This window comes from Pseudomonas palleroniana, from assembly GCF_003031675.1.
GTDB classification, from domain to species: Bacteria; Pseudomonadota; Gammaproteobacteria; order Pseudomonadales; family Pseudomonadaceae; genus Aquipseudomonas; species Aquipseudomonas palleroniana.
In genome coordinates this window covers 16,079-27,327 of sequence record NZ_PYWX01000003.1, presented here as the reverse complement: position 1 = coordinate 27,327, position 11,249 = coordinate 16,079, and the positions used below count along the sequence as shown (strand labels likewise).

The 11,249-nt window shown below is 61.3% G+C and carries 12 protein-coding genes; 4 read left to right on the top strand and 8 right to left on the bottom strand.

Annotated elements, in window-relative coordinates:
• Positions 1 to 5: 5 nt before the first annotated feature.
• Complete coding sequence (locus tag C9383_RS00655) at positions 6 to 1,106, bottom strand: efflux RND transporter periplasmic adaptor subunit (protein WP_060754020.1); 1,101 nt, start codon at positions 1,104 to 1,106, stop codon at positions 6 to 8.
• Positions 1,107 to 1,199: 93 nt separating this feature from the next.
• On the opposite strand from C9383_RS00655, the gene C9383_RS00650 reads away from it, so the two are divergent.
• The gene (locus C9383_RS00650) at positions 1,200 to 1,835 is read left to right on the top strand and encodes a TetR/AcrR family transcriptional regulator (RefSeq protein ID WP_090366414.1); all 636 of its coding nucleotides are present in this window, start codon (positions 1,200 to 1,202) and stop codon (positions 1,833 to 1,835) included.
• Between the two features lie 120 nt (positions 1,836 to 1,955).
• Here the strand turns inward: C9383_RS00650 and C9383_RS00645 are convergent, their stop codons facing one another.
• Positions 1,956 to 2,738, bottom strand: a complete 783-nt coding sequence (locus tag C9383_RS00645; RefSeq protein ID WP_090366415.1) for a class I SAM-dependent methyltransferase — start codon at positions 2,736 to 2,738, stop codon at positions 1,956 to 1,958.
• Between the two features lie 96 nt (positions 2,739 to 2,834).
• Here C9383_RS00645 and C9383_RS00640 point away from each other — a divergent pair, with 96 nt between their 5' ends.
• Positions 2,835 to 3,455: an energy transducer TonB gene (locus C9383_RS00640; RefSeq protein WP_090366417.1), complete on the top strand. Its 621-nt coding sequence runs from the start codon at positions 2,835 to 2,837 to the stop codon at positions 3,453 to 3,455.
• A gap of 1 nt (position 3,456) precedes the next feature.
• Here C9383_RS00640 and C9383_RS00635 read toward each other — a convergent pair whose 3' ends face one another.
• The 6 genes from C9383_RS00635 to ppc all read right to left on the bottom strand — a co-directional run bounded on the left by C9383_RS00635 (position 3,457) and on the right by ppc (position 9,984).
• On the bottom strand, positions 3,457 to 4,284 hold the full coding sequence (locus C9383_RS00635; RefSeq protein ID WP_090366419.1) for an isocitrate lyase/PEP mutase family protein: 828 nt from the start codon (positions 4,282 to 4,284) through the stop codon (positions 3,457 to 3,459).
• 27 nt (positions 4,285 to 4,311) lie between these two features.
• A complete protein-coding gene (locus tag C9383_RS00630; RefSeq protein ID WP_090366420.1) occupies positions 4,312 to 5,172 on the bottom strand; it encodes a DUF72 domain-containing protein in 861 nt (286 codons plus the stop codon).
• Positions 5,172 to 5,474, bottom strand: coding sequence for a hypothetical protein (locus C9383_RS00625; protein WP_060754014.1), 303 nt, complete (start codon positions 5,472 to 5,474; stop codon positions 5,172 to 5,174). Before C9383_RS00625 ends, C9383_RS00630 begins: the two co-directional genes overlap by 1 nt.
• Positions 5,475 to 5,634: 160 nt before the next feature.
• Complete coding sequence (gene tsaB / locus C9383_RS00620) at positions 5,635 to 6,321, bottom strand: tRNA (adenosine(37)-N6)-threonylcarbamoyltransferase complex dimerization subunit type 1 TsaB (protein ID WP_090366422.1); 687 nt, start codon at positions 6,319 to 6,321, stop codon at positions 5,635 to 5,637.
• Between the two features lie 90 nt (positions 6,322 to 6,411).
• Entirely contained in the window at positions 6,412 to 7,059 is a 648-nt protein-coding gene (gene adk / locus C9383_RS00615) for an adenylate kinase (protein ID WP_010212617.1), read from the bottom strand.
• Between the two features lie 297 nt (positions 7,060 to 7,356).
• Positions 7,357 to 9,984, bottom strand: a complete 2,628-nt coding sequence (ppc, locus tag C9383_RS00610) for a phosphoenolpyruvate carboxylase (RefSeq protein ID WP_090366423.1) — start codon at positions 9,982 to 9,984, stop codon at positions 7,357 to 7,359.
• A 183-nt stretch (positions 9,985 to 10,167) separates the two neighbouring features.
• Here ppc and C9383_RS00605 point away from each other — a divergent pair, with 183 nt between their 5' ends.
• Positions 10,168 to 10,512, top strand: coding sequence for a hypothetical protein (locus C9383_RS00605; RefSeq protein ID WP_060754011.1), 345 nt, complete (start codon positions 10,168 to 10,170; stop codon positions 10,510 to 10,512).
• A 283-nt stretch (positions 10,513 to 10,795) separates the two neighbouring features.
• On the top strand, positions 10,796 to 11,221 hold the full coding sequence (locus tag C9383_RS00600) for a DUF4398 domain-containing protein (protein ID WP_090366425.1): 426 nt from the start codon (positions 10,796 to 10,798) through the stop codon (positions 11,219 to 11,221).
• The last annotated feature ends 28 nt before the right edge of the window (positions 11,222 to 11,249 follow it).

Genomic DNA, 11,249 nt, shown 5'->3' with positions numbered 1-11,249 from the left:
GGGGACTACTCCTTGGTCGCCAGATTCACAACGCGGTTGGAGCGGTCCACCGGGCGCACTTGCTGGCCCTCATGGAGCACATGCACGCCCGCCGCAATCACCCAATCGGTGGGCGCCAGGCCTTCCAGCACCGGTACGGTTTTTTCGCCGAAGGCACCGATGCGCACCGGAGTACGCTTAAGGGTGTTGTCGGGTTGCACGCGCCAGACGTAGGAGGCGCCATTCTCTGCACTGAGGGCCGACAACGGCACCGACAGCGCGACCGCGCCCTCGGCCTGGATGAAAACGCGAGCGCTCTGGCCCAGTTCGGCCGGGACTTTGCCGCCGGTGAAGGCAACACGGGCGGCGAAGGTCCGCGACTTGGGGTCTGCAGCGGGGGACAGTTCACGGATGTGCCCGGTGAAGCGTTGGTCCGGCTGGCTCCACAATTCGACCGACACCGGCTGGCCGATCTTGAACCGGCCAAAGCCTTGTTCAGGCAGGCTGATCAACACTTCGCGCTCGCCATCGGTGGCCAGGGTGAACACGGTCTGGCCGGCTGACACCACTTGCCCGACTTCCACTGCACGCTTGGCGACCACACCGTCCTGCGGCGCGCGCAACACGGCGTAACCGGCCTGGTTACTGGACACGTCGAACTCGGCCTTGATCTGCTTGAGGCGCGCCTCACCGGATCGGTAGAGGTTTTCGGCATTGTCGTACTGGGAGCGGCTGACCATCTGACGATCCATCAGGGTCTTGTAGCGATCACGCTCGGCACGCACCAGGCTCAGGTTGGCCTCGGCGGCGGCCACCTGGGCGCGGGTGGCTTCCAGTTGCAGGCGCACGTCCTGGGGGTCGAGTTCGGCCAGGGGTTGATTGGCCTTGACCCGCTCACCCTCCTCCACCAGGCGTTTGCTGACTTTACCGCCGATGCGAAAGGCCAGGTCCGGCTCGTAACGGGCACGCACTTCACCCGGATAACTTTCCATCGCCTGTGCGGATGGCTGTGGTTGCACCACCATGGCCGGGCGGATGGTGGTTTGGGCCGCTTCCTCATGGCCGCAGGCGGCCAACAGGAAGGCCAGGCTGGCAGGCAACGCAAGGGGCAGGAAAGTGCTGCGCATGCTGAAGGACCTTTCGCAAATGAAGCTAGGAATAATTATACTGGCCAGTATGTTATTAATACCAAACTCGCCAGTCCAGTATTAAAGGTGAAAATGTCCGACAATCCTGTGAACACCAATAGCCCCGGGCGTCCCAAGGACATGGCAAAACGCCAGGCAATCCTCGAAGCAGCGAAAACCCTGTTTCTGAGCAATGGCTACACCAGTACCAGCATGGATGCCGTGGCCCTTGAGGCCGGCGTGTCAAAATTGACCGTGTATAGCCATTTCACCGACAAAGAAACCCTGTTCACCGCTGCCGTGGTGGCCACGTGCGAAGAACAGTTACCGGTGATGTATTTCGAACTCCCCGAAGGTGTGCCCGTGGAGACCGTGCTGCTGAATATCGCACGGGGCTTTCATCGGCTGATCAACAGCGCGGAATCGGTGAACCTGCACCGCCTGATGATGACCACCGGCAATCAGGACGTGAAACTCTCACAGATCTTCTTCGAAGCCGGCCCCATGCGCATGCTCCAGGGGATGGAGCGCCTGCTCGGCAAGATCGACCAGAGCGGCGCCCTGAGTATCGATAAGCCGTTTACGGCAGCCGAGCATTTCTTCTGCCTGCTCAAGGGCACGGCGAACTTCTGTTTGCTATACGGCTGCGGCGGACAACTGAGCGAGGAAGCCGCCGAAGCCCATGTGCAAGAAGTGGTGGGGTTGTTTATGCGGGCTTATCGGGCCTGAGCCCGGGTGTTATCCGGGTGGCCTCATCGGGGGCAGGCCCCCTCCCACATTTGATTTGTGAATACACTCAAGTGTGGGAGGGGGCTTGCTCCCGATGAGGCCCTCAAGGCCAATGAAGAGTCAGGGCTTGAGCGCTTTCTTCGGGTAAATATCATACCGGCTGGACTTGCCATCCAACGCATGGCTCGGCTTCGGCCCCTCGATGCAAGGCGCCTTGCGTGGGCGCTTGACCACCACACGGTGGCTGGCCAGGGCCAGTGCGGCCGCGAGCAACGCCGGCGCGTCCGGATCATCGCCCACCAAGGGGCGGAACAGGCGCATTTCTTTCTTTACCAGGGCAGTTTTCTCACGGTGGGGGAACATCGGGTCCAGGTAGATGACCTGGGGTGGCTCGCCTTGCCAATTGAGCATCACGTCAATGGAGTTGCCCTTGAGCAACTGCATGCGCGCCACGATCGGCGCCACCTCGAAATCATCCGCGCCGCGTGCCAGGCCATCTTCGAGCAAAGCGCCGATCAGCGGTTGACGCTCGATCAGGCTCATCTCGCAGCCCAGGCTCGCCAGTACGAACGCATCCTTGCCCAGCCCGGCCGTGGCATCCAGCACACGCGGGCGCACGCCCTGGGCGATGCCCACGGCCTTGGCGATCATCTGCCCGCTGCCACCGCCATATAAGCGCCGGTGCGCCGCGCCGCCTTCGACAAAATCCACACGCACCGGCCCCGGTGCGTCAGGCCCAAGCTGTTGCAGTTGTAGTCCCTGTTCCCCGACCTGCAGGGAAAAGTCCGCCGCCTCCAGCTGCAACGGCAGCTCAAGCTGCTCAGCCCATCGCTCGGCACGCGCCTGGAAACCTTCGGCCAAGGCCTCGACCCGAATGCGGCTGGCCGCTGGTTGTTCGCTCATCAATCGCTACGCTCAAAAATATTAAGGATCGGCCAACACTGGCCGATAAAACCAACAGTCAGGTATTTTGCCAGAGCTGAGCGTCGACCGAGAAAAATGTCAGACATTCTTCCCCTAACCATCGGTGTACTGCCGACCCACAACCATTACGGCCTGCGCAATACCCAAGCGCTGGCCGGGGTGAGTCATGTGTGGCAGGACTTCTTCGCCCGAGCGTTGGCCGAACAGCTTGGCGATTCACCGAACGCGCTGGCCATCAAGGCGCCTGCAACCCTGGACCCTGCGGTAGAACCCAGCGAAGGCGCCGATCTGTTGGCGCAGATCCTCACCCAGCGTGAATGCGACGTGATAGACACCGAAATCGCCCCACCTGAGCCGCTGTTCCTGCCGATCGCCGAATTCGAAACCGAGTTGCTGCCGCCCCCCGCCACGCCCTTTGCGCCAGAAGAAATTGTCGCCCAGCAGCGCCAACAGAATTTCGACAGCGGCTGGGTTCGCCCGCTCGTGCTGAACGCCGGCCAACCACTGCCTGAACCTGGCCCCGCACCGCAACCACGCCCACTGCACCTGCCGATTGCCGAGTTCGAGCTGGACCTGCTGCCACCGCCAGCCACGCCGTACCCACCGCAAGAGCTGGAGGAGCAACAGAAGGCGCTGGACTTCGACTACCACTGGGCACGCCCACTGATCCTCAACAACCTGCGCCTGGCCGCCTGATTCAACGCTTGAAAAACCCATTGGCCTGGCTGAACGGCATCTTGCGTTCGTTGAATTCGAACGTGCCCGACTCATACATTTCCTGCGCCGCCCGGTAGAACTCGCCATAGGCCGCCAGGGCCAAAGCCGAACCGACGCTGATACGCCGCACCCCCATCTCACTCAACTGCGCCACGCTCAATTTCAAGCCACCGGACATCAACACATTCACCGGCTTGGGCGCGACCGCCTTGACCACTGCCAACACCTCTTCGGCAGTGCGCAAAGCCGGGGCATACAACACATCGGCGCCGGCTTCGGCGTAGGCTTGCAGGCGGCGAATGGTGTCAGGCAGATCCAGGCGCCCGTGCAGGAGGTTTTCTGCGCGAGCCGTCAGCGTGAAGGCATAAGGCAAGCTGCGCGCAGCCGCGGCAGCCGCCTCAACACGCTCAACCGATAAATCGAATGGGTAGATCGGGTCGGCCGCGATGCCGGTGGCGTCTTCGATAGAGCCGCCGACGATGCCCGTGGCCGCCGCCCGCAAAATGGTTTGGGCGCAGCCTTCGGGGGTGTCGCTGAAACCATTTTCGAGGTCGGCCGCCACCGGCAGGGAAGTCGCCCGGACAATCATTGAAGCATTGCCCAAGGTGTCTTCCAACGATAGCGCGCCCTCGGCATCCGGCCGTCCCAGGCTGAACGCAAACCCGGCACTGGTCGTGGCCAAGGCTTCAAAACCCAGGCTGGCAAGCATGATGGCGGAACCGGCGTCCCACGGATTGGGCATGACGAAGGCGCGATCACGTTCATGCAGGGCCTTGAAGGTATCGGCGCGCAGGGCTTGTGCGTCCATGGCTCACTCCTGTCGGAAAAAGGAGCCTTAGAGTAACCCCAGTTGCTCCGCTGCGGGTTCTCGATGCAAGGTCGGCAAAGGCGGCAGGCCTGGCAGGCGCACCATCAATTTGGCGTGAAAACGCAGTGCCAGTTGCGCGGCCAGGCGATTATCCGACGTGTGCAGAAACACGTAGGGCGTGCGCCCTTCCTCGATCCAGCCGGCGATCTTTTCCAGCCAAGGGATGAGGAACGGGTCATTGGCTTCCAGTTCCGGATGGCCGATAAACCGCACTTGAGGAAACTGGGTGAGCGCCGCCGGGCGCGGTGGCACCTTGGGCTTTTTCGATTGGGCATGCAGCACCGCGGCCGAGGTGGAGGTGCAACTGAACAGGGCGCGGGGATCCAGGCAGATACGCTCGACACCACGGTCGCGCAACAAACGGTTGAGCATCCGCTCGGCATCACCCTTGGCGAAGAATTCCGGATGACGCACTTCCACCGCCAGCGGGCGCTCCAGGCCATCGATGAAGCCCGCCAGTTCACCCAGGCGCTGTGGCGAAAAGGTCGCCGGCAGCTGCAGCCACAACGGTGAAATGCGCTCGCCCAACGGGCTCATCAAGCCGACAAAGCTTTCCGCCGCCGGCAATTGCTCACGCAAGTCACCACCGTGGCTGATATCGCCGGGAAACTTGGCGGTGAAGCGAAAATCCGCAGGCATGATTTCAGCCCAGCGTTGCACCGTGGCGGCTGAGGGGCGGGCATAAAATGTGGTGTTGCCTTCAACGGCGTTGAAAACCTGGGAGTACAGCGCGAGGTAATCGCCGGAACGCGCATCGGCCGGGTACAGGTACTCGCGCCAGGCATTTTCGCTCCAGGAAGGGCAACCGATGTAGTAAGGCAGGCGCATCAGATGTGGATATCGAGACCCAGCACTTCCATATCCCATTCGACAAAGCCGGCGGTGGTCAGGTAGCTGGCCAGGGCGGTGGCGACGCTTTTGCTCATGGAGCGCGGGAAGACCATGTCTTGCTGGCGGGCAGGCAGACCGCCGATACGCGAGCCTGTGGAACCCTGGGCGTTGGAGGGCGAGTCGGACTGTAACTCAATGAAGTCCGGCGAATCTTCAACGGACTCGTCTACCGTCACGCTCGCCTTACGTGGCTTGCGCTTGATGGGGTAGGACTGTGAGGAAAATCCGTCTATACGCATACATGCAGACTCGGAATCGATGATGGCAATTTAGCGGCACTTTCCATGGCGCGCAAATGCTCTGGTGCTAACTAGAACACATAATTTGTAAAAGGTTTAGAAACCCGCGCAAATTCTGACGATTGGCGAAATTTGTCGGCCAAATCCCGCCTTTTTGACGTCAAATAATCCCGCGTTCGGCCTTGGTCTGCGCCACTTTATCGCGAAGATAAACCGGTGCCGCCTGATCGGCCGGGATGGCTTCGCCGCGCTCGAAAGCGAAACGCGCCAGGGTCAGCAAGTCTTGCGCATGGGGCAACATATCGGCGGCCTGGCCGACGGTCTTCACGCCAAGACGCTCACCGTAACCCCAGCCGGTGCCGGCACCGAACCAATCGCCTTGGGCGTCATCGGGCAATACGGACGCCTCTGGCGCCTGAACCACTTCACTCCCCACCAGACGCATTTCCCCGGCGGTTTCGCGATAGCATCCCCAATACACTTCATCCATGCGCGCATCAATGGCCGCCGCGACCTGGGTCGCACCGTGCTCACGCAGCGAGCGCTGGGCCAGCACCGCGAGATTGGAGACCGGCAACACCGGGCGCTCCAACGCAAACGCCAGGCCCTGTACCACGCCGATGGCAATACGCACGCCGGTGAATGCACCAGGGCCACGGCCGAAGGCGATGGCATCCACGGCAGCAAGCGTGGTGCCCGCCTCCTCAAGCAGCTGCTTGATCATCGGCAACAGCTTCTGCGCATGCAGGCGCGGGATCACCTCGTAGTGGCTCGTTACCTTGCCATCGTGCAGCAAGGCGACGGAGCAAGCTTCAGTCGCGGTGTCCAGGGCCAGCAGGGTGCTCATCGGTGTGGGTGTCCAAGTCGAAAAAAAGTGCGCCAGTATAAACAACAACGGCCCGCAAGCGGGCCGTTGTAGATGAAGCTGATCAATGAATCAGCTCAGAGCCTGCAGCACCTTGGCGGTGATGGCTTCTACCGAACCGACGCCAGGGATGTGGCTGTACTTCGGCTTGCCCTGTGCAGCGGACAGCTTCTGGTAGAAGTCCACCAGCGGTTTGGTCTGGGAATGGTAGACCGAGAGACGATGGCGCACGGTTTCTTCCGTATCGTCCTTGCGCTGCACCAGGTCTTCGCCGGTGACATCGTCCTTGCCTTCAACCTTGGGCGGGTTGTAAACGGTGTGGTACACGCGACCCGAGGCTTCGTGAACGCGACGACCGGCGATACGTTGCACGATCTCTTCGTCCTCGACGGCGATTTCAACCACCGCATCCAGCTCCACGCCGGCCTTCACCAAGGCTTCAGCCTGGGGAATGGTGCGCGGGAAGCCGTCGAACAGAAAACCGTTCTTGCAATCTTCCTGGCTGATGCGTTCCTTGACCAGGTTGATGATCAGGTCATCGGAGACCAGGCCGCCGCTGTCCATCACGCTCTTGGCGATCAGGCCCAGCTCGGTGCCGGCCTTGACGGCAGCACGCAACATGTCGCCGGTGGAGATTTGTGGAATGCCGAACTTCTCAGTGATGAACTTCGCCTGAGTACCTTTACCGGCCCCGGGAGCTCCCAGCAGAATGACGCGCATCGATGTGCTCCTCAATTTTTTATAGAGATGGTGCCCGGATTCGCCGCGTAGGGGCAAATCTCGTAGAAATATGAAGCTTGAATATGTGGGTCCAGGCCGAATCAAACGGCCAAAGGCTGATCAAGATACACAGCGGGCCGTCACCATACAAGCCGCCAAAAGTCGCAGGAACCCGCGCCGGACATGCGTCATAGGTAGGGTATGCCTGAGTGCAACCCGCCGGCACAAACGCCGACCGCCCCTTTCCGGGCGGCCGTCGTGGTTTATCTGCAAGCCGTTGAGAACACTTGGAAAACTTCAGCCGGTGTTGCGCAAGCCGGCGGCAATACCGGCCACGGACACCAGCAGCGCCTGTTCCAGAGGGCTGTCTTGCTCGGCTTCCTGTTGACGGGAGCGTGCCAGCAACTCGGCCTGCAGCAGGTGCAGAGGGTCGAGGTAGGTGTTACGCAGACGGATGAACTCCAGGGTGTCCGGGCTATGGGCCAGCAGTTGCGACTGACCGGTCAGGCCAAGTACCACGCTGCATGCCTGCGACAATAGGTCGCGTAAGTGCGCACCCAGCGGCAACAGGTCAGGCTGCACCAAACGCTCGTCATACAGGCGGGCAATGTCGGCGTCGGCCTTGGCCAGCACCATTTCCAGCATGTCGATTCGCGTGCGGAAGAACGGCCACTGTTCGCGCATCTGCCCCAGCAACTCACCTTCGCCGCGTTCCAGCGCCTTGCTCAAGGCGGCCTCCCAGCCCAGCCAGGCCGGCAACATCAGGCGGGTCTGGGTCCAGCCGAAGATCCACGGAATGGCGCGCAGGCTTTCAATGCCCCCCGCACGCCGTTTGGCCGGGCGACTGCCCAGTGGCAGACGCCCCAGCTCCTGCTCCGGCGTGGATTGGCGGAAGTACTCGACGAACTGCGGATTTTCCCGCACTACGGCGCGGTAGGCGCTGACACCGTCGGCGGCCAGTTCGTCCATCAAATCACGCCAGTCAGGCTCGGGTGGCGGCGGAGGCAGCAGGGTGGCTTCCAGTACGGCCGCCAGGTAAAGGTTGAGGTTTTGCTCGGCAATGTCGGGCAGGCCGAACTTGAAGCGGATCATTTCGCCTTGTTCAGTGGTGCGAAAGCGCCCCGCCACCGAACCCGGCGGCTGCGACAGAATCGCCTCGTGAGCCGGGCCGCCGCCACGGCCGACGGTGCCGCCGCGACCATGGAACAACAGCAGTTCCACCTGTTGCTCGCGGCAGATATCCACCAGGCGTTCCTGCGCCCGGTACTGCGCCCAGGCAGCGGCTGTGGTGCCCGCGTCCTTGGCCGAGTCCGAGTAGCCGATCATCACTTCCTGCGGCCCTTGCAGGCGCGCCCTGTAGCCCGGCAACTGCAACAGCGTTGCCATCACCGGCCCGGCGTTATCCAGGTCGGCCAGGGTCTCAAACAGCGGCACCACACGCATCGGGCGTTGAACGCCCGACTCCTTGAGCAGCAACTGCACCGCCAGCACATCCGACGCGGCGCCCGCCATGGAGATGACATAGGAGCCCAGCGACGCCGCCGGGGCGGCAGCGATTTCCTTGCAGGTATTCAACACCTCAGCGGTCTCCGCCGAAGGTTTGAAGTAGCCCGGCAACAAGGGCCGGCGATTGGCCAACTCCTTCATCAGGAAGGCGATACGGGCCTCTTCGTCCCAGTCCTCATAGCGGCCGAGGCCAAGGTAATCGGTGATTTCGGTCATGGCCGCCGAATGTCGACTGGAATCCTGACGCACATCGAGACGCACCAGGAACAAGCCGAATGTCACCGCACGGCGCAGGCAATCGAGCAGCGGCCCATCGGCGATCACGCCCATGCCGCACTCATGCAGCGACTGGTAGCACAGCTCCAACGGCTCCAGCAGCTCGCGGTTGTTTTGCAGCACTTCGGCGGTGGCCGGCGTGGCGGCCGTCAACGCGGTGTGCGCCCATTGGCGCGTGGCGCGCAGCCGTTCACGCAGTTGCTTGAGCAAGGCGCGATAGGGTTCAACGCTGTCACCGACCCTGGCTTGCAATGCCGGGCTGGCTTGCTGCATCGACAACTCCGAGGCCAGGTGGTCGACATCACGCAAATACAGGTCGGCCGCCATCCAGCGTGCCAGCAGCAGCACTTCACGGGTGACCGGTGCGGTGACGTTGGGGTTACCGTCGCGATCCCCGCCCATCCACGAGGCAAAACGAATCGGCGCCGCCTCCAGGGGCAGATGCAATCCGGTAGCGGCGAATAACGCCTTGTCGGCCTTGCGCAGATAATTGGGAATGGCGTGCCACAACGAATGCTCGATCACCGCAAAGCCCCATTTGGCCTCATCCACCGGGGTGGGTCGTACGCGGCGGATTTCTTCGGTGTGCCAGGCTTCAGCGATCAGCCGTTGCAGGCGCTCGCGGATCTGCTCGCGCTCGGCCGTGGTGAGATCACGGTGATCCTGCAGGGCCAGTTGCGCGGCAATCGCATCGTACTTCTGGATCAGGGTACGACGGGCGACTTCGGTGGGGTGGGCCGTGAGCACCAGTTCGATCTCCAGCCGCGCCAATTGGCGGGCCAGGGACTCGTTGCTGTGACCTTCGCGCTGCAGGCGGGCCAGCAATTGCGGGAGCACCCGGGACTCGAAGGGTGCCGGCTGCGACTCATCGCGTCGATGAATCAGCTGGTACTGCTCGGCGATGTTGGCCAGGTTAAGGAACTGGTTGAAGGCTCGCGCTACAGGCAGCAGTTCATTTTCCTGCAACTGGTTCAGGCTGGCGCTCAATTCATCGCCAGCCCCTCGCCGGTCAGCCTTGGCGCCTTTGCGGATCTGCTCGATCTTGTCGAGAAAATCATCACCGTACTGCTCTCGAATGGTGTTGCCCAACAGCTCACCCAGCAGGTGAACATCCTCGCGCAAGCGTGCATCGATATCACTCATCAGCCAATCTCCAGCCAGAAATCCGGGACGCGCAGGGGTTCAAGAGTGCCGCCGACGTCGGTTTCTGACAAGGCTTTAAACCTTATCAATTGCAGCTAGTCTCAACTATGAGTCGCCGTGTTATCCACATCAGCGACTGGTCACTCATCAGCGCCCGCAACCCGCGGGCATATTGAGGTAGCCATGAAAATTCGAGAACTGGCCCAGCATTGGGAAGAAACCGCCAAGGGTCGCATGACCAAAACCGAATACGCGATCCATCTGGATGTGGAGGCCGCCGCGAGGCTGGCCGCCATTGCCGAGATGTACCCCAAGCGCCACACCGAAGAACTGCTCGGCGAACTGATCGGCGCCGCCCTTGAAGAGCTCGAAGCCAGCTTTCCGTACATCAAGGGTCAACAGGTGATTGCCACCGATGAAGAGGGCGATCCGTTGTATGAGGACGTCGGCCCTACCCCACGCTTTCTCAGCCTGTCGCGACGCTATCTGCATGATTTTTCGGCAAGTGCCGATAAACAGAAGCACTGACGAACCACTCTAAAAACCGGTAAACCCCTTGTATTCCGGGCCTTTCACAGGCTCGGAGTACCGCTGCGCGCGACGAAAGTTCCATGTTCAAAACGCTGACCAGTCAGTCAAATATTTTTTTAGGCAAATCGCCATCTTCTCTGAACTTTTGAAAAAAGCCTCAGGTCACAGCCAGTAAGCCATCAACTTGGAACGGCCGTTTGAAAGGGCATTTCGAGCTTTACCGCCGGGCCCCAACCGCTGACCAACGAAGTGGATTTTGATGTTTTTCAGGAGTTATCCAATGGAGTTGAAGACGATGAAAACCAGCACTGCCAAATCCTCGTTTAACCACCTGCGCGGGCTCAAATTGGCCGCGCTGGCGATCGGCACCAGCTTCGTACTGGCGGGTTGCGCAGGCAACCCTCCGACTGAGCAATATGCGGTGACTCAATCGGCTGTTAACAGCGCAGTCAGCGCTGGCGGTACCGAGTTCGCGGCTGTGGAAATGAAATCGGCCCAGGACAAGCTCAAAGAAGCCGAAATCGCCATGCACGACAAGAACTACGACAAAGCCCGTCAGTTGGCTGAACAAGCCGAATGGGACGCTCGCGTTGCAGAGCGCAAGGCCCAGGCAGCCAAGGCTCAACAGGCCGTGAAGGATTCCCAGAAAGCTGTTCAGGAGCTGCGTCAGGAAGGTATGCGCCCGGCTGTTATCCAGCAGAAATAAGCCCGCTGCCCCTGATTGCATTGCACCC

Bases quoted from the DNA above. Each gene is read 5' to 3' on its own strand.
- C9383_RS00655 (WP_060754020.1), bottom strand. From the start codon at position 1,106: ATGCGCAGCACTTTCCTGCCCCTTGCGTTGCCTGCCAGCCTGGCCTTC.
- C9383_RS00650 (WP_090366414.1), top strand. From the start codon at position 1,200: ATGTCCGACAATCCTGTGAACACCAATAGCCCCGGGCGTCCCAAGGAC.
- C9383_RS00645 (WP_090366415.1), bottom strand. From the start codon at position 2,738: ATGAGCGAACAACCAGCGGCCAGCCGCATTCGGGTCGAGGCCTTGGCC.
- C9383_RS00640 (WP_090366417.1), top strand. From the start codon at position 2,835: ATGTCAGACATTCTTCCCCTAACCATCGGTGTACTGCCGACCCACAAC.
- C9383_RS00635 (WP_090366419.1), bottom strand. From the start codon at position 4,284: ATGGACGCACAAGCCCTGCGCGCCGATACCTTCAAGGCCCTGCATGAA.
- C9383_RS00630 (WP_090366420.1), bottom strand. From the start codon at position 5,172: ATGCGCCTGCCTTACTACATCGGTTGCCCTTCCTGGAGCGAAAATGCC.
- C9383_RS00625 (WP_060754014.1), bottom strand. From the start codon at position 5,474: ATGCGTATAGACGGATTTTCCTCACAGTCCTACCCCATCAAGCGCAAG.
- tsaB (WP_090366422.1), bottom strand. From the start codon at position 6,321: ATGAGCACCCTGCTGGCCCTGGACACCGCGACTGAAGCTTGCTCCGTC.
- adk (WP_010212617.1), bottom strand. From the start codon at position 7,059: ATGCGCGTCATTCTGCTGGGAGCTCCCGGGGCCGGTAAAGGTACTCAG.
- ppc (WP_090366423.1), bottom strand. From the start codon at position 9,984: ATGAGTGATATCGATGCACGCTTGCGCGAGGATGTTCACCTGCTGGGT.
- C9383_RS00605 (WP_060754011.1), top strand. From the start codon at position 10,168: ATGAAAATTCGAGAACTGGCCCAGCATTGGGAAGAAACCGCCAAGGGT.
- C9383_RS00600 (WP_090366425.1), top strand. From the start codon at position 10,796: ATGGAGTTGAAGACGATGAAAACCAGCACTGCCAAATCCTCGTTTAAC.